Here is a 19,914-nt window from a genome sequence, read left to right as displayed (position 1 = left end):
CCGTGCGCCCCTCCGGCCCCGCCACGCCCGGCACTTCCTGGATGCGTCGTTGGTGCCGGGCGTGGCGGGGCCGGAGGGGCGCACGGTGTCCGCGGGGGGCGTGGAGCCTGCGTCGCTGGGCGGCCGGCCGGCGCAGCGGATCCGCGCGGAGCTGGACGGGCCGGGCGGGCGCACGCACCTGGTGGCGTGGTTCGTGCCGCGTGGCGAGTGGGTGTACCGGCTCGTCTTCACCTGGCCCCAGGCCTATCCGGCGTACGCGCGCGTGGTGGAGCGGATGGCGGCGGACGTGCGCTTCGAGGAGCCCGCGAGCCTGCGGGTCGCCCGGGCCCGGGCGCTGCTGGTGCCGGGCGTGGCGGGGCCGCTGCGGGAGCTGGGGCATTCCCTGCGGCGGTGGGGGCTGCCGGCGGACGCGGTGGAGCCCCTGACGTTGGCGGTGCGGCTGGCGCCGACGCAGGTCGATACGCGCGTGGACCTGGCCCGCGCCTACTTCGAATCCGGGCAGGTGGAGGAGGGCTGTCACGCGGCGGCGGAGGCGCGGGTGTACGGGCCGTCCGATACGGGCGCGCTGGAGGCGGGCGTGCGCTGTGCGCTGGCGCGAGGCGACCCCGCCGGGGCCCTGCTGCGGCTGGAGGAGGCCCTCCGTGTGGATCCACGCGATGCCCGGCTGCGCGCGGCGGAGGGCGCCTTGAAGGCGGCGGTCGGGACGCCGGGGCCGTAGCCGGACGTCCGGCGCCAGGGTTCAGCGCTCGCCGAAGGGGCGCACCGCGAGCCCCGCGCCCAGCATCCCTTCGCTCCGGCGGAAGAGCCCCGCGTCGTTGCGCACGCCCGTGGCCGTGAGCCGCACGAACACCGGCGCGTCGTTGACGGCGAGGAGCACGTGCTCCAGCGCGACCTCTCCGCGGGCCCGGAACCGGGAGCCGCCGTCGAAGTCGAAGCTCCAGCCCGCGAGCCCCGTCGCGCGCAGGGCCCACCTGCCATCCCGCGTCTCCCAGCCTGCGTCGAGCAGCAGGGACGTGAAGGGGGACACCTCGTTCCGGGTCCCGTCCGGTCCATGCCACAGGGCATGACTCGCGGCGGGGCCCACGGCCAGCCAGCCCCACTCCGTGTTCGTGCGAAGGGGATCCAGCAAGAGCCCCACGCGGCCTGTCTCCAGCGTCCAGCCCGCGCCTTCCCACGTGCGCCGCTCCAGGTGCGCCGCGCGCACCGCGAGCGCCACGTCGAACGGGAAGGGGATGCGCCGGGGCCGGCCCATCGGGATGAGGATGGCGCCTTCCTCCACGTGCCTTCGCAGCAGGCCCTCGTACGCGGTGACGGTCAGCCCCTCGTGCTCGCCGCCCCACGCCTCCGTCATCAGCAGCCGGTGCGAGTCGAACCACAGGGAGTCCGTCTTGCTGCCGCTCGAGCGCGCCACGCGCACCAGCAACCCCGTGCGCAGGCCGAGGGCCTCCTCGCCGTCCTGCACACGCAGCGTGGTGCCCAGCACCCAGCCGGTGCCGGGGTCGAAGCAGGTGGGGAACGTCTCCCCGGCCGCCGTCCGGCCCTCACACGACAGGCCGGGGCCGGGCAGGGTGCCCAGGAGCAATGCCAGCGCGAGCGCCACCATCCCGGACCTAGCCCTTTCCGGGAGCGGACGCCGGCGCGGACCGTCTCGCCGGAGCCCACAGGGAGAAGCGCAGGCCCGCCTGGGCGGACCACTCCCAGCCCGCGGGCGCGTTCGCCACGTCGTCGCGCCACGTGCCTCGCCCGTCCAGCGTCAGGCTCACGGGCTGGTCGTTGATGGCCAGGGCGATGACCTCGTAGCCCGCGCGCAGCCGCAGCCGCTCCGGACGCAGGGGCCGGCCCTCCACGCGCTCCGCGAGCAGCACCTTCTGGGCCTCCGCGCCGAAGCGCACGTGGTGGAAGCCGTCCCGGTCCAGCGTCAAGTCTCCCTCCAGCGCTGCCGCGGGGACGAGCGTGAAGAAGCCATTCGTCCGGTCGCGCTCCACGGACGGACCTGCCCGCACGCGCACGTAGGACACGAGGTCTTCCGAGTGCCACAGGTCCAGCGTCACGTGCGTCGCGGCCAGGGAGAGGAAGTCCGCGTGCACGTCCTCGCGGCGCACCTGTTCGCCGTGGAGCACCTCCATCCAGAAGCCCAGGTTGGCGTGGACGTCGAAGCGCCGGGCGCGTCCGTAGAACGTGGTCACCCGGAAGAGCGGCGCGTCGTTCTGACTGCGGAAGTCGTAGCGCAGCAGGGTGGCCTCGTAGGACGCCGCGTCCCCCAGGTACAGCTCCGTGTCCAGCAGCGTCATCCGGTGCAGCCGGTCCGACTCTCCCGGCCACTCCAGGTCCACACCGAAGTCCACGCGCACGCGCTCGTCCACGCCGTCCGTCTCGCGCAGCCATCGCGGCGCCCAGGCCCCGCCCAGGCGCACGCGCCGGTGCAGGTCGAAGTTGTACTGGAGCACCCGCCCGCGCTCGTCGCGGTACCAGCCCGGTGGCGCCTCCGCGATGGCGGGCACCAGGCGGTACTCGAGCGCCTTCTCCAGCGTCAGCATCAGCGGAAGGCACCGGTCCACCCGCTGCAGGGGCTGGTCGTTCTCGTGACCCTTCGAGTCCAGCTCGTGGGCGGGGGACACCAGGCACTCCTTCCTGGCGTCGTCACAGCGGGCCCGCCACTGTCCGGAGGGGACCGCGGGCGTGGGCGGAAGCGGGAGGCACAGCGCCTGTCCTTCGTTGGATTGCTGGGGAGACGCCGCGTCCGGAATGGCCATCTGGAAGTCCCACGGCCCCGGCGTCCTGGGCGGCTCCGAGGACAGGACCGCGTTCGCCTCTACGGGCGCTTCCACCGGCGCCTCCGGTCCCGCGACTGCCGGCACCTCCGTCTGCCCCAGCAGGAGCGCACACCCCAGGGTCACCGCTGAAACCAGCATCACTGCTCCTTGATGAGCGGCCTTCCGCGTTCCGGCCACGCGGTCAGGCTTCGTGATGGGGGGCCCTTACAAGGCCCGTGCCCCTGGCTGGGCGGCGGGCTTTCGCGGACTTGCCCGTGCGGCTGTGCAGGCGCCTGCACAACCCCTGTGCACATGGCGGGCACGCGCTGGCGCGAGAACGACGCACCCCCTTCCAGGTCGGTCGACCGGCGGGGGTGGCGGGGATATAAGCCCCCCGGCCCCATGTGGTGCACGGTGGGCCCGTCCCGGACGACGAAGGAGCACGCGCGCGTGGCAAGCGACGGCGAAAAGAACTCGCAGGGGGAATCCACCTTCACCCAGGCCATCCTCGGTGAGGACACCCTGACGTCTTCATGGGGCAGGCGGTGGCTGGCCCTGTCCTTCAGCGCGCGCGTGGTCCTGGCGACCGCGGGCTTCGCGGCGCTGCTCTTCGTGCCCTACCTGGGCGCCGTGGGCCTCTGGGACCCCTGGGAGACCCACTACGGCGAAGTGGGCCGGCAGATGATCCAGCGCAGCGACTACGTCTATCCCTTCTGGGAGAACGCGTGGTTCTTCTCCAAGCCGCCGCTCACCATGTGGATGCAGGCGCTGGGGATGAACCTCGTCGGCGCGCTCCGGGGCGACGGCGCCATGGGCCTCTACACGGAGTGGGGCATGCGCATGCCCTTCGCCCTCCTGAGCATCACCGCCGTGGCGCTCCTGTCGCTGGCGGTGGCGCGGGTGGTGAGCATGCGCGCGGGCCTGGCCACGGGCTTCGTGCTGGCCACCATGCCGCTGTACTTCCTGCTCACCCGGCAGACCGTCACCGACACGCCCTTCGTCACCACCTTCGTGTGCGCCATGGCGTGCGCGATCATCGGGCAGTTGGACGACACCACGAAGCACCGCGCCGGCTGGTGGTACGCGTTCTACGTCTTCGCGGGCCTGGCCACGCTGGCCAAGGGCCTGTTGGGCGTGGGCCTGCCCGCGGTCATCCTGGTGCTGTACGCGGTCGCGGGCGTCATCCCCTGGAGCCGCGAGAGCCTGGAGGCGCACCTGCGCTGGCTCACCAGCGGCGAGGTCCGCGCCCAGGTGCGCGCGGGCACGCGGACCATGCCCGTGCTGTGGGCGCAGATGTACCGGATGAAGCTGGGCACGGGCATCCTCGTGTTCGCGGCGGTGGCGGTGCCCTGGTACCTGACGCTGTGCCTCTTTGGCGGCGTGGACGACGAGGGCAAGCTGTTTTGGTACCGCTTCTTCATCCACGACCACCTGAACCGCCTCACGGCGGGCGTGCACACCACCACGCCGGGCGGGTCGTTCACCTACTTCATCGAACAGGGCGGCTTCGCCATCTTCCCGTGGGTGGCGCTCATCCCCGGCGCGTTCGCGGTCGTGTCGCGCCTGAAGCTGCGCTCGCGGGACAAGGCGGACCACCTGGCGCTCATCGCCGTGCTGTGGGTGGCGTTCGCGTTCTACCTGCTGGCCTCCAGCGCGACGAAGTTCCACCACTACGTGTTCCCGGTGCTGCCGGGCCTGGCCATCCTCATCGCGCTGTTCGTGGACCGGCTGTGGAAGGACGGCATCTCCGAACACGCCGTGAGCCTCATCTTCGGCCTGGTGCTCTTCATCCTGGTGGGCAAGGACCTGGCGGAGAACCCCAAGGACTTCACCGACCTGTTCGTCTACAACTACGACCGGCCCTACCCGCAGGACCTGGTCACCAAGCCCATCGCGTTCTTCTCCTCGCGCCCGCTGTGGATGGGCGACCTGGTGACGCTGGTGCTGCTGGCCTTCGGCGTGTACCTGGCCTTCGACGCGTTCTCCTCCAAGGCGAAGCTGGAGCGTCCGGCCGCCGGGCGTGCCATCGCGCTGGGTCTGCTGCTCACCGGCGGGGCCACACTGGCCGCCGTCGCGTCGCAGGGGCAGGTGTCCGCGATGGGGCTGTGGGGCGTGGCGCTGCTGGCGACCGGGGGCTTCCTCTTCTGGCAGGCGTCGCGGCCGGAGGAGGCGCCGGGGCGCACGGTGCTCCAGGCGGTGGGCTTCGGCTTCGCGCTCGTGGGCGTGGCGCTGGCGGTGCGCGGCTTCCGGGGCCCGCCCGCGTCGGACGCGCTGTTCAAGGCCCTGTCCGGCACCATCAACGTGAAGGTGGGCATGGGCTTCGCGTTCGGCGTGGCCGGCGTGCTGGCGGCGGTGGCCGCGCTGCAGCGCTCGCGCGTGATGCTCTTCAGCACGTTCTGGGGCCTGGCCGCGGCGTTCGCGCTCTGGTTCAACTGGGGCCACTGGGTGGACCTGTCCCACCACTGGACGCAGCGCGACCTGTTCTGGCGCTACTACGCCCAGCGCCAGGCGGGAGAGCCCATCGCCGCGTACATGATGAACTGGCGTGGTGAGACGTTCTACTCGCGCAACACGGTGGAGCAGTTCCGCGCCAATGACGCCAACACGCGCATGCGCCAGTACGCGTCGCGGCCCGGCCGCGAGTGGGCGCTGGTGGAGCACAACCGCGTGAACCTGCTGCGCAACGCGGTGGGCACCGACAAGACGGTCACCCTCGTGGACCGCGACATCAACAACAAGTTCGTCCTGGTGACCATCGAGTGAGCATCTTCGTCCCGCCCCCGCTCGCGGAGTCCCCCGTGAGGGGAGGCCTGCGCGTGCGCGGGCTGGCGAAGCGCTTCGGTGAGCGCACCGCCGTGGAGGACCTGACCTTCGACGTGCGGCCCGGAGAGGTGTTCGGCCTCCTGGGCCCCAACGGCGCGGGCAAGACGACGACGGTGCGCATGCTCACGGGGCTGCTCAAGCCCTCCCGTGGCGACGCGGAGGTGTGGGGCCACTCCGTCACGCACGACGGTGAAGCGCTGCGCAAGGTGGTGGGGCTGCTCACCGAACAGCCGGGGCTCTACGACCGGCTCACCGCGCGGGAGAACCTGCGCTTCTTCATGAAGCTGCATGAATTGGACGAGTCCACCGCGTGGCCTCGCGCGAAGCACTACCTGGACCGCTTCGGGCTGGGGGGCCGCGAGGACGACCCGTGCGGCAGCTTCAGCAAGGGCATGCGCCAGAAGCTGGCCATCGTGCGCACGCTGGTGCACGACCCGCGCGTCATCTTCCTGGATGAGCCCACCAGCGGCCTGGACCCCGAGTCCGCGCGCACCGTGCGCGACGCGGTGGCGGAGCTGGCCTCCGAGGGACGCACCATCGTCCTGTGCTCGCACAACCTGGCGGAGGTGGAGCGGCTGTGCGAGCGCGTGGCCGTGGTGCGCCGCCGCCTGCTGGCGCTGGGCCCGGTGCGCGAGCTGCGCCGCTCGGGGCAGTCGTTGGACGTGCGCGTGGAGGGCCACGCGGCGGCGTTCGTGCCCGCGCTGAAGGCGCTGCCCTTCCGGCCCAACGTGCTGGTGGAGGGCGGCCGCCTGCGGGTGATGGTGGCCGAGGAGGCCCAGGCGCCGGACGTGGTGGCGTGCCTGGTGGGCGTGGGGGCTCGCGTGCACAGCGTGGTGCCCGCGCAGCGACCCCTGGAAGAGGTGTACCTGGACCTGCTGCGGGAAGAGGAGACGTGAGCATGGCCTTCCGGCCGCGACGTGCGTTGGCGGTGTTCTGGAAGGACTCGCTGGACCTGCGCAAGAACGTGGGTCTGCTCGTGTCCATGGCGGTGCTGCCGCTGGTGATGGTGACGGTGCCCATTGGCGTGGTGTGGACGTACGTGCGGGAGCCGAACCATGCGGACCTGCGCACGGTGGCGCTCTTCTACGACCCCACGCTGCCCCTGGGCGCGAGCGCGGCGCGCTTCCTCATCGACAAGTCGCTCACCGACTGGTTCGGCATGTTCCTGGTGATGCCCGTCTTCATCCCCATCCTCATCGCGTCCCAGAGCGTGGCGGGGGAGAAGGAGCGCCGCACGCTGGAGCCCCTGCTGGCGTCGCCCGTGTCCTCGGCGGAGCTGGTGGCTGGCAAGAGCCTGGCCGCGCTGGTGCCCGCGGTGGTGATGACCTGGTTCGCGTTCGCCGTGTTCTGCGTGGGCGTGGACTGGGTGGCGTGGCCGCTCGTGGGCGCGCCGCTGATGCCCGATGCGCTGTGGGGCTTCGGCGTGTTCGTGCTCGCGCCGCTGTTCGCCTTCTTCGGCAACGGCGTCGCGGTGCTCATCTCCGCCCGGGTGAGCGAGGCGCGCATGGCGCAGCAGCTGTCCGCGCTGGTGGTGCTGCCACTGGTGGGGCTGGTGGGCGGGCAGGTGGCCGGGGTGCTCAAGGCGGGGCTGGGGTACTACGCCATCCAGGGCGCGGTGGTGCTGGTGCTGGACCTCATCCTCCTGGCGGCCAGCATCCGGCTCCTGGACCGGGAACGTCTGGTCAGCCGCTGGGGTTGAGTCACTGGCGGGTTGGAGACTGGACTGCCAGGGGGCCGGCCGGACGGGCAGGCGCTCGTGAAGCTGTTATGTTCCCGGGTGTAGGCCAGAGGGGAAGCGCGGTGGCGCTTTCGCGCTGGCGGCCCCGCATTTAGGGGTTGGGGTTACGAAGCTTTGAAGACCTGCCGCCCACGCGGCCACGGAGGCGCTGAAACAGACATGGGGATCTTCGACAGCATCAAGGGCGAAGCGCAGCGGAACTTCATCGCCCGCGCGGACAGCGCGAAGGGTGAGATCGTCTACAAGTATCCGGAGAAGAACGTCCGGATGAAGACGCAGCTCACCGTGGACGCGGATGAGGTGGCGCTGTTCGTCAAGGACGGCAAGGTGGAGGGGAAGCTGGGGCCCGGCCGCCACACGCTGGACACCAACAACATCCCGTTCCTGTCGCGCCTGCTGGAGGGCTTCACCGGCGGCAACATGTTCATGGCGGAGATCTTCTTCGTCTCCAACCGCGAGCACACGGGCGTGAAGTTCGGCGGCCCCATCGGTGACGTGCGCGACCCGGAGACGGGCCTGGGCATCGGCACCATGGTGTACGGCGACTTCTCCATCCGCGTGACGGAGCCGGAGAAGCTCGTGGTGGGCCTGGTGGGCATGGGCCGCGCCTCCAACGAGGAGTTCCTGGGCTGGTTCAAGGGCCAGGTCCTCAAGGTGACGCGCGACCGCACCGCCGAGCTGCTGGTGAAGAAGAAGTGGCCGCTGCTGGATGTGACGAGCGGCGCCTACGTGGAGGAGATGGAGCAGGAGATCCTCGCCGGCTTGAAGCCGCACGTGGACTCCTACGGCCTCACCATCGTCCGCATGGGCAACTTCGTCGTCAGCATCAAGCCCGAGGACGAAGTCACCCTGAAGAAGCTGTCCAAGGACGTCGCGTACTCGCGGCTGGCGGGCGGCTTCCAGCAGTACGCGCAAGGCCAGGCGATGCTCGGCGCGTCCGAGGGCATGGCCAAGGGCGGTAGCGGCGCCGACGGCGCCGCGCAGGGCATGGGCATGGGCATGGGGTTCGGCATGGCGCAGATGTTCGCGAACCAGCAGAACCAGCAGAATCAGCGCCCCGCGGAGCCCGCGCAGGCGGCCCCTCCGGCGGACACGCGCAGCCCGGCGCAGCGGCTCAAGGAGATCAAGGAGCTGAAGGACGCGGGCGTGCTCTCCGACGAGGAGTACAACGCCAAGCGCGCGGAGCTGATGAAGCTGCTGTAATCACCGCGCCTGTCGTGACGTGAGGGCCCTGTCTCCCCCTGGGAGGCGGGGCCTTCTCGCGTTTCAGGGGGCGGGCGTGCCCGGCACGGCGAGGCGCAGGTGGGCGTGCAGCGTCTCCGCGCGCAGGTAGAGGAACTGCACGTCGCCGAAGGCCAGCGTGGCGCCGTCGTGGAGCATCACCTGGGCCTTGAAGGCCAGGGGCGCGCCGTTGATGAAGGTGCCGTTCATGGACTGGGCGTCGCGCACGGAGAAGTCCCCGGCGCCCGCGTTCCAGCGCAGGGTGGCGTGGTGCTGGGAGACGGAGGGCTCCGGCACCATGAGGTCGCACGAGTCCGTGCGGCCCACGGTGAACTCCTCGCCGTCCTGCTTCGGCTCGAGGAAGTGCACCTCCAGGTTGTCGAAGTCGCGCAGCATCGCGAGCAGCCGCTCCTCCATGCGCGAGCGGTGCGCCATCCCCACCGTGCGCATGCCCACCATGGCCGGAGCCACGGCCTTGAAGGTGGCCTCCACGGGCTGCTGGATGAGGGCCACGGCGCCGGACGCGGCCCGGAAGGACTCCAGCGATGCGCTCGCGAAGGGACGGAGCTGTTTCACGGACACCATGGCTTTGGACCCTACGTGCAACCGGCGGGGACGGGAAGGGCCCGCAAGGGCCTGGGCCTAGGAGGGCAGCGGCGCCGCCTGCGCGCGGGGCATCTGCTGCGGCCCCGAGGTCGGCGTCGTCGCCGGTGAGGCAGGCGCGGGCGGCGGCGCGGGCGTGTCGTCCAGCCGGCGCAGGTCCAGCTTCATGGGCACCTGGAGCGTGGTGCTCAGCCGCAACAGCAGCACGTCCGGCGCGAGGCCGTTCTCCCCCAGGGCCTGCGTCAGCTCGCGCGCGGAGGGCGCGGTGCCCCGGGCCCAGAGCTCCTTGAGGAACGCGCCCGCCTCCGGCGCGTGCCACCACGCCGGGCCGAAGCGCGCCTTGAGCTGCCCCTGGAGCTGCCCCGCCAGGAACCACGCGCGGAAGCTGTCGGCGGACTGGTAGAAGTCCTCCTGGTCCACGAGGTAGCGCTCCACGTCGTCCCCCGTCATGGGCATGGCGCCGGTGCGCGCCATCAGTGCGCGATACAGCTCGCGCGGATCCACGTCCGTGCGGCGGTGCAGCTCCAGCTGGTAGAGCAGCCGGCCCGCCGCGTGGCGGATGAGGTACAGCTTGTGCGCGCTGGACGCCGCCAGGTACTGGGCGCGCTTGTCCGCATCCCCCAGCACGCCCGCGTTCTCCTCCAGCCACACCGGGTCCTCCAGCAGGTCCTCGAAGAGCGCCGAGAACGCCTCGCCCACGGTGGGGTTGCCCAGCCGCGCCAGCTCGAAGCGCTGCTCCTGCGTGAAGGCCGTGTGGAGCAGGTGCCCCACCTCGTGCAGCACGCGGCCCTGGTGCAGCACGCCCGTGCCCGGCTTGAAGGACAGCCGTACGTCGGAAGGCACCTTCACCGCCATGGCCAGCGGACGCGGGTTCTTCCGGGGCAGGTCGCGCGCGTCCACCTTCACGTTGGGCAGCGCGTTCAGGTCGATGCCCAGCCCCGCCACCGTGGCCTGCGCCTTCGCCAGCGACTCACCCTTGGGGAACGCGTCCTCCACCTCGCGCGAGCGGAACAGGCGCGGGATGTCCGCGCGCGAAATCTGCGCGAAGGGCAGCCCCAGCTCGCGCTGGGAGAGCCGCTCCATCACCAGGCGGTACGGTTCCTGCGTGGCCTGGAGGACCTCCTCCGCCAGCTGCGCCAGCCGCTCCAGGTCCGCCTGCCGCAGCTCGCTGCCGAAGGCCTCGTAGGACTCGAAGCCCATCTGCTTCACCAGCTCCCCGGTCTTCGCCTCGCGGCGCAGGAGCGTCTGGTTGAGGCGGGTGAGCGCGGGCGTGGCCGCCGCGTAGAGCGCCTTGCGCTTGAGAGCGCTCCGCTCGTTGGCGAGCAGCCGCTCCAGGTCGTGGTAGCGCACCTCGCGCCCGTCCACGCTCAGCTTGAGCGACGCCTCCAGGTTGGCGGTCGCATCGTTGTGTTCGGCCAGCTCGCGCGCCAGGAACTCGCCGGCGAAGTGGCCGTGCAGCGCGGTGAGGGCGCGCAGCTCGCGCGGGTCCTTCGTCAGGTGCCGGAGCCGGTCGATGCGGCGCAGGTTCTCCAGGCTGAAGAGGGCCTGCTTGCCGCTGTAGGTGGCGGCGATGTCCACCGCCTTTCCCTCCGTCCAGTAGTCCCAGACCAGCCGGTGCTGCTCCTCCAGCAAGAGGGCGGCCTCCGCGGACAGGGCATTCACCTCCCCGGTCAGTTGCTCTTCCTCGCTGGGAGGGGGGACCACGACCGGGGGCGGCGCCTTGTGACAGGCGCTCAGCAAACACACGGCGGCGGCGAGGAGGGACGGAATCCTTGGGGACATGGGCCGCCCATGTTACTTCCGACCTGCCGATGCCCAACGTAAACCCATGGCGGGCGGCCCGAGGACGCCAGGGCCTGTACTCCGCCCTGCGTCAGTTCTTCGCCGGCCAGGGATACCTGGAAGTCGAGACACCGCTGCTCGTGCCCACCCCCGGCATGGAGCCGTACATCTCCGCCTTCGAAACGCCCTTCGTCCCGGAGACGGACCTGGGCAAGGCCCGCACGCTGTACCTGCACACCAGCCCTGAATACGCGATGAAGCGCCTGCTCGCGCAAGGCGCGGGGCCGCTGTTCCAGATCTGCAAGGTCTTCCGGAATGGCGAGGTGTCCCAGACGCACAACCCGGAGTTCACGCTGCTGGAGTTCTACCGGCCGCACGCGGACTACCACGCCATCATGGATGACCTGGAGGGCGCGCTGGCGGCGGCGGGCCGGGCGGCGGCGGACGCGAAGGACGGCGAGCCCGGCGCGGACCCCGCGTTCTTCACCCGCACGCCGTACGAGCGCGTGACGGTGCGGGACGCGGTCTTTCGCGCCACGGGCGTGGACATCCACGTGCACCCGGACGGCGCGTCGCTCAAGCGGGCGGTGGAAGCCGCGGGCGTGCGCACCGGGGACGCGACGTCCTTCGACGACGTCTTCTTCCACCTGTTCCTGCAGAAGGTGGAGACGGGGCTGGGGCACGAGCGGCCCACGTTCCTCATCGAGTACCCCGCGTCCATGGCGGCGCTGTCCCGGCTGAAGCCCGGCGACGGCCGCGTGGCGGAGCGGGTGGAGCTGTACGCGAAGGGGCTGGAGCTGGCGAACGGCTTCTCCGAGTTGACGGACGCGGCGGAGCAGCGCGCGCGGCTCGTGGAGGAGCAGGAGCTGCGCCGCAAGCTGGGCCGCGCCGTGTATCCCCTGGACGAGCGCTTCCTGGAGGCGGTGGGACGCATGCCGCCTTCGGCGGGCATCGCCGTGGGGCTCGACCGAATCCTGATGCTGCTGCTCGGGGTCCAGCGCATCGAGGACGTCCTCCTGTTCCCCGCGCACGGGTTCGTCTGATGCTCAAGGTGCTCCAGACGCTGTTCGCTGGCACGGCGACGGTGGGCCTCACGGGCGTCACGTCCGCGACGGTGACGGTGCTGGCCGGGTTGGATCAGCACCCGGCGGCGGACAAGGTGCTGGCGGCCTGGGGGCGCTCGTCGCTCGCGGCCGCCGGGGTCCAGCACGAAGCCTTCGGCCTGGAGAACATCCCGAAGGACGGCAACGTCGTCTTCGTGAGCAACCACCAGTCGCACTTCGACGCGATGGTGAACTTCGCGCACATCGAAAAGCACACCCGCTACATCGCCAAGGCGGAGCTGTTCAAGGTGCCGGTGTTCGGCCGGGCCATGCGCATGGCGGGCAACATCCCCGTGCGGCGCACGGGCGGCGCGGACGACCGGGCCCGGCTCCAGGAGGCCGTGACGGCGCTGCGCGAGCGCGTCAGCGTGCTGTTCTACGCGGAAGGCACCCGCAGCCCGGACGGCGAACTGCGGCCGTTCAAGAAGGGCGCGGCCACGCTGGCCATCCAGGCGCAGGTCCCCGTCGTCCCCATGGCCATCTCCGGGACCCGGCTCATCCTTCCCAAGGGGGGCCGGGCCATCCAGTGGGGCCAGCGGGTCGCGTTGGTGGTGGGCAAGCCGGTGCCCACCGAGGGACTGACGTTGGATGACCGGGATACCCTCACCCGCCGCTTGGAAGAAGCGGTGGCCGGCCTGTATGCCGAGGCGCGCCAGCGCTCGGGAGACACTCCATGACGAAGAAGAGCACCCAGACCACGTCGCAGGCCCATCCCTGGCATGGCATCTCGCCCGGGCCGGAGGCTCCTGAAGTCGTCACCGCGTACATCGAGATCGTCCCCACGGACGCGGTGAAGTACGAGATGGACAAGGAGTCCGGCATCCTGATGCTGGACCGGCCCCAGCGCTTCAGCAGCCAGTGCCCCACGCTCTACGGCTTCATCCCGCGCACGTACTGCGGCGAGCAGGTGGCGAAGCGCTGCGCGGAGCGCACCGGCCACAAGGACATCCTCGGCGACGGGGACCCCATCGACATCTGCGTGCTGACGGAGAAGGTCGTCTCCAACGGCAACCTGCTGGTGCACGCGGTGCCCGTGGGGGGCTTCCGGATGGTCGACGGCAACGAGGCCGACGACAAGATCATCGCGGTGCTGGAGTCGGACCTCGTCTACGGCGAGCTCCAGTACATCGCGCAGCTGCCGCGCCCGCTGCTGGACCGCCTGAAGCACTACTTCCTCACCTACAAGCAGATTCCCGGTGAGGGAAAGCGCAGCGTGGAGATCGCGGAGGTCTACGACCGGCAGGAGGCCATGGAGGTCATCCGCCGCAGCATGCGCGACTACGACAAGCTGTTCGTGGAGCCGGAGGCGAAGCCCGCGAAGAAGTCCGCGTCGTCCGCCCGCCGCAAGGCCCCCGTGGCCAAGGCGCCGGCCGGCAAGAGCCGGGGCACCCGGGGCGGGAAGTAGCCGCTTCTTGAAGTCCTGACGCGCGGGAAGGGAGCGGCCCGAAGGCCTCCCTTCTTCCGCGCGTTGTCGTGCGCGCGCCTCAGGAGCGGCGGGCGCGCTTGGGCGCGGCGGCGGGGCGCTTGCCACGGGCCGGAGCGGCGGGCTTGCGCGCCGTCTTGGCCTTGGCGGCGGAGACCGTCTTCGAAGCCTTCCGGGTGGCCTTCTTGGCCACGACCTTCACGCGGGCGGCGGCCTTCTTGGCCACGGTCTTCACCTTCGCCACGACCTTCTTGGCGGCCTTCTTCGCGGGGGCCGCGGCCTGACGCGCGGAGGCCTTCTTGCTCGCGGCGGCCTTGGACAGCTTCGAGGCGGCCTTGGAAAGCTTCGCGGCGGGGCCGGGGACGGCGGTGCCCCGGGCGGGGAGCTGATCCACGAGCTTCCGGGGCGCGATGGCGCGGTAGCTCTCGTCGATCCACGCCTTGATGACGGGCACGGGCACCTGCGAGGCCTCGTCGAAGTGGGCGGTCACCCAGCCGCTCTTGCCCAGGCCGTACTCGGTGGGCTCCGTGAAGGGCAGCGTGAGGGCGGCGTCCTTGGAGTCCGGCAGCTTGGCGGAGAGGTTCAGCTTCTCGCCGTCCACGGTCATGAAGAGGAAGGTCTTGTCATTGACCTTCATCGCGCGGTGGCCCCAGGGAAAGTCCTCGTGGGCGCCGGGGTAGCTCATCGCATGTTCGCGCAGTACCGCTTCGACCTTCTGCGTCTCGTTCTCTGCGGGCATGGGCACCTTGCTTCGTTGTGTGTCGTGACAGCTTAGCCGGACCTGTCTCATCCGGCGTATTCCCCAATGTGTCTGTTCTAGGAGGAAAGCCGGGTGACAGGCCACCCGTGGTTTCCCGCAGCCGTCGGAACCCTTGGCCCTAGGTACGGGGTGGGGGACGCGCATAGTCTCGGGGTCAACGATAAGGAGTCGCTTCCCGATGCCCCAGTCACTGCTCGCCACGGATGGCTACAAGTTCAGCATGGCGGAGGCCGGCTGGCCCCTGCGGAAGGAAACGTTCTACTACTCGCACCGCAAGGGCGGGCCCCAGGTGATGCCGCTGGACCTGGCGGCCTGGGTCAAGAGCCTGCTGCCGGAGCCGCAGCCGGACGACTACGCGTTCCTCGCGCGGCACGACTACGAGATGGGCGTGGGCTTCAAGGCGGCCATCCTGCGCAAGGAGCGGCTGTCCGTGCGCGCGATTCCGCGGGGCGCGCTGTTCCTGCCGCGCGAGCCCATCCTCACCATCACGGGCCCCTCCGCGCTGGTGTCCTGGCTGGAGCCGGTGCTGTTGCAGCTCAACTACCGTGTGCAAGTGGCCACGCAGGCGCTGCAGGACCGCGAGGCCCTGGCGCGCACGCTGGCCACGGTGTCGTGTGAAGAGGAGAAGCGCATCGCCCTGGAGACGCTGGACCAGGTGGGCGTGCGGGCCGTGTCCATCCAGGTGGATTCAGAGGGCTACCTGCGGCGCGTGCGGGCGCAGGTGAAGGAGCTGGTGGACATCGTCGAGGACCCCTCGCGCATCTTCGAGGTGGGGCTTCGCGCGGCGACCTGCCTGGAGCAGCACTCGCTGGCCCTGCGCGCGTGCCAGGAAGCGGGCGTGCAGCGCACGAGCAACGTGGGGGGCGCGCGCCAGCTGGGGATGATTCCCGTGGGCACCATGGGCCACGAGCACGTGCAGCGCTACGGCTCCGACGACGCGGCCTACCGCGCGATGCACGAGCGCCGGCCCCAGCGCTCCAGCTACCTGCTGGACACCTACGACACGCTGACGTCGGGCATCCCGGCGGCGTTCAAGCTCATCTCGGAGGAGCCGCAGGGTGGGGACTCCATCCGGTTCGACTCCGGGAACAAGAAGCTCCAGTACCTGTACGCGGTGACGCGCGCGCGCGACCTGGGCATCAAGCCGGTCATCATCCTGGAGGACGGCCTGGATGCGCAGATGACGCGCGAGTTCGAGGAGCTGCGCAAGCAGGTGGGCTGGGAGCCGACGACGCAGTTCTACGGCTACGGCGGCCACATCGTGGCGCGCACCATGTCCCATGCGCTGACGCGCGACCGGGTGGCGGCCATCTACAAGCTGTCGTGCTCCGGCGCGACGCCGGTGATGAAGTTCGGCAACGAGCTGGCGGAGGGCAAGCAGAGCGTGCCGGGCACGCCCGTCCTCTTCCGCCGCCGCACGGGCACCGGCCCGCTGGGGCTGGTGGGCCAGGCGGGGGAGGCGACGCCCCAGGGCTACTTCCCGCTGATGGAGTCGGCCCCGTCCACGCCGACGCTGGTGGGCTCCGAGGGGCTGACGCCGGAGGAGCAGCGCATCGGGTACACTGCCACCACGCAGGCGCTGGTGGATTCGATTACCCGGCGCCACTTCCCGCAGGGCCGCTGACCTCCCAGGTGCGGCGGCGCCTGACGGGCCTGGAGAGGACGTCATGCCGCTGCCCGCACCCCGGTTCCACGACGACGCACGCGTCGGCCAGCTCTACCTGGAGCGCGTGGCGGAGGTCTCCGCGGAGGCCTACCGCTACGCCGCCGAGCACCGCGTGCGTCCGGCCCGCGAGGACCGCCTGCGCATCGCCGCGTTCGGCATCGACGCGCAGGTGGCCTTCTGTACGCCGGGCGCGAGCCTCTTCGTCCCGGGCGCGGTGGAGGACACGCAGCGCACGCTGCGCTGGCTGTACACGCACCTGGACCGGCTGACGGGGCTGGTCTTCTCCCTGGACACGCACCGGGCCTTCCAAATCTTCCATCCAGGCTGGTGGAAGGACGCGGAAGGGCGTCCGCCCGCGCCCATGACGGTCATCACCGCGAAGGACGTGCGCGAGGGCCGCTGGCGCGCGACGCGCCATCCGGAGGAGAGCCTGGCGTACTGCGAGGGGCTGGAGGCGAGCGGCCGGTACGTGCTGACCATCTGGCCGTACCACGCGCTCCTGGGCGGGCAGAGCCACGCGCTGGTGCCCGCGATGTACGAGGCGAGCCTCTTCCACGCGCTGGTGCGGGACACGCCCACGCACTTCGAATTGAAGGGCGAGCACCCGCTGACGGAGAACTACTCCGTGATGGCGCCGGAGGTGACGGAGGTGAAGGGCCAGCGCGTGGGCGAGTTCAACGCGCGGCTGATGGAGCACCTCATGACGTTCGACCGCGTGTACGTCTTCGGGCAGGCCAGCTCGCACTGCGTGCTGTCCACGCTGCGCGACCTCCAGCAGTACCTGGAGCGCACGGACAAGTCGAAGCTGTCGCGCATCCACATCCTGGAGGACGCGATGAGCCCCGTGCCCGCGCCCCCGTTGCAGCCGCTGCCCCCGGCGCTGGACTTCCCGCGCCTGGCGAAGGAGGCGCTGGAGGGGTTCCGCGCCGCCGGGATGCGCGTGGTGCGGACGACGGATCCGCTGGAGTAGGGCAGGGCTACCGGCCCAGCCTCGCGAGCGCCCACTTCGTGGTGGCCTCGCGCAGCGTCTCCCGGGCGGTGGCGCCCGGACGGGCCTGGCTGCTCAGCTCCACCACCTCCTGGAAGAGCGTCAGCTCCGGTCCGTTGTCGCGCTGCACGACGCCGGCGAAGAGCACCACGTGCGTGCCCTCCGCGCGCGCCAGCCTCGCGAGCGCCACGGGGCCCTTGCCCATGGACGTCTGCCGGTCGAAGCGCCCCTCGCCCGTGAGCACCAGGTCCGCGAGCAGCACCCGCCGGTCCAAGCCCAACGCCCTCGCCACCAGGACATACCCGGACGTCAGCTTGCCGCCCGCGAGCGCCGCGAGGCCGTAGCCCAGGCCTCCCGCCGCGCCCGCGCCCGGCAGGTTCGCGGTGGCTTCATCCACGATGCGGCAGAACGTGGCCAGCGCCGTCTCCAGCTCCTCCACCGTCGCCGCGTCCGCGCCCTTCTGCGGACCGAAGAGGCGCGCGGAACCGTCGTTCCCTAACAGCGGCGTCGTCACGTCCGTGGCGATGAGCAGCTCCACCTGCTCCAGGCGCGGGTGCTTGCCGCTCGCGTCCACGCGCGAGAGCCTCGCGAGCCCCGCGCCGCCCGGAGGCAGCGGTGCCCCGTCCGCGTCCAGGAAGCGGAAGCCCAGCGCCTCCAGCGCGCCCTTGCCGCCATCCGTGGTGGCGCTGCCGCCCAGTCCGACGATGAGCCGCTCGCAGCCCGAGTCCAGCGCCTCACGCAGCAGTTGCCCCGTGCCGTACGTGCACGCGGCCCGCGCATCCCGCTGCCCCGGCGGCACCAGCGAGAGCCCGGAGGCCTGCGCCATCTCCACCACCGCCGTGCGCCCTTCGTCCAGCCGCGCCCAGCAGGCCTCCACCGGCATGCCCTGCGGGCCCCGCACCGTGAGCTTGCGGCGCTCTCCCCGCGGCGTGCCCGCGAGCAGGGCGTCCAGCGTGCCCGGACCTCCGTCCGCGAGCGGCGCCACGTCCAGCACCACGTCCAGCGAGGCCTCCCGCAGCCCCTCCGCCATGGCGTCCGCGGCCTCTGCCGCGGTCAAGGTGCCTTTGAACTCCTGGGGGGCGAGCAACCAGCGGGGGCGGATCATGCTCGGGCACCCATGAATTCAGACCCCGCGGACACGGGGGGACTCCGGTGGGCGCTCCGCCACCGCGTCTGTAGCAGGGTCTTCATTGCTCCTCCCGGGCCGGGGCGGTACTGACCCCGGCATACCATTCCAGGAGGGGACGTGGCCCCTGGAGCGAAGGCATCACGCGCTGTGAAATCCGCTCCAACCGCAGGAGCAGCCGGGCCACCTCTTCGGACGGCTGCCGCGCGGGCCCCTGGATGCGCTGGCAGAAGAACGTGCGGCATCCGAACGGCCGGTCCGCGTACACGGTGCAGCGCAGGCCGCCCGGGTCCAGGTAGGGACAGCCTCCGTCGGCCCGGGGAGGCGGGAGGGGCTTGCTGCGCTTGAGCAGCTCCCACTCCGGAAGCCACAGCCAGGGCTGGCGCTTCGTGACGGCCAGCTGGCAGCACTCGCCGCTCGCCGGACACGAGTAGGGGCCGTACACCGCATCCGCCTGGCGGTACACGGAGCGCGTCTCCTGGAGGGCGCGCTCCAACGCCCGCGTACCGGACGCGGGGGCCTCATCGTCTGCGTCGTCCCAATCCCGGCGTGCCATGAGCTGAACCATTCCCGCACGTCGGGGCCCGCTGGATGGACCCCTTGGATGGGTCCTACCCTATCTCACAGCATGCGCAGCACGAAACATTTCAGGTAGCGGGTTTCGCGCAGGTTGAGGAGGACGGGGTGGTCACGGCCGGCGCCGCGGCGCTCGATGATCTGCACCCGGCGCTTCGCGTCCGATGCCGCGGAGGCGAGCATCTCCTCGAAGCCCTGCTCGTCCACATGGTACGTGCAGCTCGCGGTCACCAGGATGCCGCCGGGCCGCAAGAGCTGGAAGGCGCGCAGGTTGAGTTCCTTGTAGCCGCGGAGCGCCGCTGGAATCGCGTCCTTGTTCTTCGCGAAGGAGGGCGGATCCAACACGATGGTGTCGTAGCGCTTGCCCTCGTCCACCGCGTCGCGCAGGAAGTCGAACGCGTTGGCCGTCACCACTTCCAGGTTGCTGAGCTTGTTGGCCTGGGCGTTGTCGCGCAGCTGCGCGGAGGCCGAGTCCGAAATCTCCACCGCGGTGACGTGCTTCGCGCGCGTGGCCAGCTGGAGCGCGAACCCGCCCACGTAGCTGAAGCAGTCCAGCGCCTCGCCGAAGGCGTACTGCGCCGCCATCACGTGGTTCTCGCGCTGGTCCAGGAACGCGCCCGTCTTCTGGCCTTCCAGCAGGTCCGCGCGCATGCGCACCAGCCCCTCGTCGAAGGAGACGGGACCCGGCGGCAGCTCTCCGCGAAAGAGGCCCTTCTCCGGCGTGAGGCCCTCCAGGTGGCGCACGCTCACGTCGGAGCGGTTGACGATGCCCTTGGGGTGGAACAGCTCCTCCAGCAGGTCTCCAATGAGCGCCTTGCGCTGCTCCATGGCGGGGACCAGGAACTGCACGCTCAGATAGTCGCCGTAGCGGTCCACCACGAGCCCGGGCAGGCCGTCCGCCTCGCCGTGCACCAGCCGGTACGTCGTCTCACCGGGCAGCGCCAGCTTGCGCAGCGCTTCCGCGGACTGGAGGCGCTGGCGGAAGAAGTCCACGTCCACCGCGACGTCGTCGTTGGTGAGCCAGCGCAGCGAAATCTTGGACTGCTTCGAATAGAAGGCCTTGCCCATGAACCAGCCGCGGCCGTCCACCACGCGCACGACTTCACCGCCCTGGAGGCCGGGGTCGCCGTTGAGGTCCGCGCGGTAGATCCACGGCGGGCCCGCGAGCCAGCGGTCGGAGCCGCGGCGCAGGAGCATCACCTGGGGCGTGCCGTCCGGGCCCAGCTCCGGCGACGTGCGGTCCGGGCGAATCTTCTCGGGGCGCTGGCCGTGGTGCTTCTCCGGACGCGCGCCGGGCTTGCCGCCGCGTCCGGGGGGAGGGGCGCCGGGCCGGCCGGAGCGAGGGGGAGAGG

General features: G+C 71.1%; 18 protein-coding genes. 10 read left to right on the top strand and 8 right to left on the bottom strand.

The annotated features are described in order from the left end of the window. On the top strand, window positions 1–718 hold a 718-nt coding region (locus tag D7W81_RS27990), incomplete at its 5' end, for a tetratricopeptide repeat protein (protein ID WP_368773753.1). A gap of 21 nt (window positions 719–739) precedes the next feature. On the opposite strand, the gene D7W81_RS27985 is transcribed toward D7W81_RS27990, so the two are convergent. Next, window positions 740–1,603, bottom strand: a complete 864-nt coding sequence (locus tag D7W81_RS27985; protein WP_120558447.1) for a hypothetical protein — start codon at window positions 1,601–1,603, stop codon at window positions 740–742. Between the two features lie 7 nt (window positions 1,604–1,610). Then, the gene (locus D7W81_RS27980; RefSeq protein WP_120558446.1) at window positions 1,611–2,912 is read right to left on the bottom strand and encodes a hypothetical protein; all 1,302 of its coding nucleotides are present in this window, start codon (window positions 2,910–2,912) and stop codon (window positions 1,611–1,613) included. 291 nt (window positions 2,913–3,203) lie between these two features. On the opposite strand from D7W81_RS27980, the gene D7W81_RS27975 reads away from it, so the two are divergent. The 4 genes from D7W81_RS27975 to D7W81_RS27960 all read left to right on the top strand — a co-directional run bounded on the left by D7W81_RS27975 (window position 3,204) and on the right by D7W81_RS27960 (window position 8,517). Further along, window positions 3,204–5,516: an ArnT family glycosyltransferase gene (locus tag D7W81_RS27975; RefSeq protein ID WP_120558450.1), complete on the top strand. Its 2,313-nt coding sequence runs from the start codon at window positions 3,204–3,206 to the stop codon at window positions 5,514–5,516. Beyond that, window positions 5,513–6,472, top strand: coding sequence for an ABC transporter ATP-binding protein (locus tag D7W81_RS27970; RefSeq protein WP_208721475.1), 960 nt, complete (start codon window positions 5,513–5,515; stop codon window positions 6,470–6,472). Before D7W81_RS27975 ends, D7W81_RS27970 begins: the two co-directional genes overlap by 4 nt. A gap of 2 nt (window positions 6,473–6,474) precedes the next feature. Continuing rightward, a complete protein-coding gene (locus D7W81_RS27965) occupies window positions 6,475–7,275 on the top strand; it encodes an ABC transporter permease subunit (protein WP_120558445.1) in 801 nt (266 codons plus the stop codon). 198 nt (window positions 7,276–7,473) lie between these two features. After that, the gene (locus D7W81_RS27960; RefSeq protein ID WP_120558444.1) at window positions 7,474–8,517 is read left to right on the top strand and encodes an SPFH domain-containing protein; all 1,044 of its coding nucleotides are present in this window, start codon (window positions 7,474–7,476) and stop codon (window positions 8,515–8,517) included. Between the two features lie 63 nt (window positions 8,518–8,580). Here the strand turns inward: D7W81_RS27960 and D7W81_RS27955 are convergent, their stop codons facing one another. Both D7W81_RS27955 and D7W81_RS27950 read right to left on the bottom strand, forming a co-directional pair. Further along, the gene (locus D7W81_RS27955) at window positions 8,581–9,120 is read right to left on the bottom strand and encodes an FHA domain-containing protein (protein ID WP_120558443.1); all 540 of its coding nucleotides are present in this window, start codon (window positions 9,118–9,120) and stop codon (window positions 8,581–8,583) included. Window positions 9,121–9,177: 57 nt separating this feature from the next. Beyond that, window positions 9,178–10,842: a chromosome segregation protein SMC gene (locus D7W81_RS27950; protein WP_438503380.1), complete on the bottom strand. Its 1,665-nt coding sequence runs from the start codon at window positions 10,840–10,842 to the stop codon at window positions 9,178–9,180. Between the two features lie 107 nt (window positions 10,843–10,949). Here D7W81_RS27950 and epmA point away from each other — a divergent pair, with 107 nt between their 5' ends. Genes epmA through D7W81_RS27935 form a run of 3 tightly spaced genes read left to right on the top strand, consistent with a single transcriptional unit; the run spans window position 10,950 to window position 13,428 of the window. Then, window positions 10,950–11,963 carry an EF-P lysine aminoacylase EpmA gene (gene epmA, locus D7W81_RS27945; protein ID WP_120558441.1) on the top strand — a complete coding sequence of 338 codons (1,014 nt, stop codon included), beginning with the start codon at window positions 10,950–10,952 and terminating at the stop codon, window positions 11,961–11,963. Beyond that, the gene (locus tag D7W81_RS27940) at window positions 11,963–12,700 is read left to right on the top strand and encodes a lysophospholipid acyltransferase family protein (RefSeq protein ID WP_244227477.1); all 738 of its coding nucleotides are present in this window, start codon (window positions 11,963–11,965) and stop codon (window positions 12,698–12,700) included. Before epmA ends, D7W81_RS27940 begins: the two co-directional genes overlap by 1 nt. Next, window positions 12,697–13,428: an inorganic pyrophosphatase gene (locus D7W81_RS27935; protein ID WP_120558439.1), complete on the top strand. Its 732-nt coding sequence runs from the start codon at window positions 12,697–12,699 to the stop codon at window positions 13,426–13,428. Before D7W81_RS27940 ends, D7W81_RS27935 begins: the two co-directional genes overlap by 4 nt. Before the next feature lie 79 nt (window positions 13,429–13,507). Here D7W81_RS27935 and D7W81_RS27930 read toward each other — a convergent pair whose 3' ends face one another. Further along, window positions 13,508–14,185 (bottom strand): MmcQ/YjbR family DNA-binding protein, encoded by a 678-nt coding sequence (locus D7W81_RS27930; RefSeq protein WP_120558438.1) that lies wholly within the window; start codon window positions 14,183–14,185, stop codon window positions 13,508–13,510. Window positions 14,186–14,384: 199 nt separating this feature from the next. On the opposite strand from D7W81_RS27930, the gene D7W81_RS27925 reads away from it, so the two are divergent. Together D7W81_RS27925 and D7W81_RS27920 are read left to right on the top strand one after the other, a co-directional pair. Continuing rightward, a complete protein-coding gene (locus tag D7W81_RS27925; protein ID WP_120558437.1) occupies window positions 14,385–15,830 on the top strand; it encodes a nicotinate phosphoribosyltransferase in 1,446 nt (481 codons plus the stop codon). A gap of 43 nt (window positions 15,831–15,873) precedes the next feature. Then, window positions 15,874–16,842: a nicotinamidase gene (locus tag D7W81_RS27920; protein ID WP_120558436.1), complete on the top strand. Its 969-nt coding sequence runs from the start codon at window positions 15,874–15,876 to the stop codon at window positions 16,840–16,842. 7 nt (window positions 16,843–16,849) lie between these two features. Here D7W81_RS27920 and D7W81_RS27915 read toward each other — a convergent pair whose 3' ends face one another. From D7W81_RS27915 to D7W81_RS27905, 3 genes are all read right to left on the bottom strand, one after another. Then, window positions 16,850–17,965, bottom strand: coding sequence for a glycerate kinase (locus tag D7W81_RS27915; RefSeq protein ID WP_120558435.1), 1,116 nt, complete (start codon window positions 17,963–17,965; stop codon window positions 16,850–16,852). An 82-nt stretch (window positions 17,966–18,047) separates the two neighbouring features. After that, complete coding sequence (locus D7W81_RS27910) at window positions 18,048–18,542, bottom strand: YkgJ family cysteine cluster protein (RefSeq protein ID WP_120558434.1); 495 nt, start codon at window positions 18,540–18,542, stop codon at window positions 18,048–18,050. Window positions 18,543–18,607: 65 nt separating this feature from the next. Beyond that, on the bottom strand, window positions 18,608–19,914 hold a 1,307-nt coding region (locus D7W81_RS27905), incomplete at its 5' end, for a class I SAM-dependent rRNA methyltransferase (RefSeq protein WP_438503379.1).

This window comes from Corallococcus aberystwythensis, from assembly GCF_003612165.1.
Classification (GTDB): Bacteria; Myxococcota; Myxococcia; order Myxococcales; family Myxococcaceae; genus Corallococcus; species Corallococcus aberystwythensis.
The sequence above is the reverse complement of the archived record's forward strand: the minus strand, read 5'-3'. Positions and strand labels throughout refer to the sequence as shown.

Excerpts from the sequence above, each read along its gene's own strand:
- D7W81_RS27985 (WP_120558447.1), bottom strand. The coding sequence starts at position 1,603 with ATGGTGGCGCTCGCGCTGGCATTGCTCCTGGGCACCCTGCCCGGCCCC.
- D7W81_RS27980 (WP_120558446.1), bottom strand. The coding sequence starts at position 2,912 with ATGCTGGTTTCAGCGGTGACCCTGGGGTGTGCGCTCCTGCTGGGGCAG.
- D7W81_RS27965 (WP_120558445.1), top strand. The coding sequence starts at position 6,475 with ATGGCCTTCCGGCCGCGACGTGCGTTGGCGGTGTTCTGGAAGGACTCG.
- D7W81_RS27960 (WP_120558444.1), top strand. The coding sequence starts at position 7,474 with ATGGGGATCTTCGACAGCATCAAGGGCGAAGCGCAGCGGAACTTCATC.
- D7W81_RS27955 (WP_120558443.1), bottom strand. The coding sequence starts at position 9,120 with ATGGTGTCCGTGAAACAGCTCCGTCCCTTCGCGAGCGCATCGCTGGAG.
- epmA (WP_120558441.1), top strand. The coding sequence starts at position 10,950 with ATGCCCAACGTAAACCCATGGCGGGCGGCCCGAGGACGCCAGGGCCTG.
- D7W81_RS27940 (WP_244227477.1), top strand. The coding sequence starts at position 11,963 with ATGCTCAAGGTGCTCCAGACGCTGTTCGCTGGCACGGCGACGGTGGGC.
- D7W81_RS27935 (WP_120558439.1), top strand. The coding sequence starts at position 12,697 with ATGACGAAGAAGAGCACCCAGACCACGTCGCAGGCCCATCCCTGGCAT.
- D7W81_RS27930 (WP_120558438.1), bottom strand. The coding sequence starts at position 14,185 with ATGCCCGCAGAGAACGAGACGCAGAAGGTCGAAGCGGTACTGCGCGAA.
- D7W81_RS27925 (WP_120558437.1), top strand. The coding sequence starts at position 14,385 with ATGCCCCAGTCACTGCTCGCCACGGATGGCTACAAGTTCAGCATGGCG.
- D7W81_RS27920 (WP_120558436.1), top strand. The coding sequence starts at position 15,874 with ATGCCGCTGCCCGCACCCCGGTTCCACGACGACGCACGCGTCGGCCAG.
- D7W81_RS27915 (WP_120558435.1), bottom strand. The coding sequence starts at position 17,965 with ATGATCCGCCCCCGCTGGTTGCTCGCCCCCCAGGAGTTCAAAGGCACC.
- D7W81_RS27910 (WP_120558434.1), bottom strand. The coding sequence starts at position 18,542 with ATGGCACGCCGGGATTGGGACGACGCAGACGATGAGGCCCCCGCGTCC.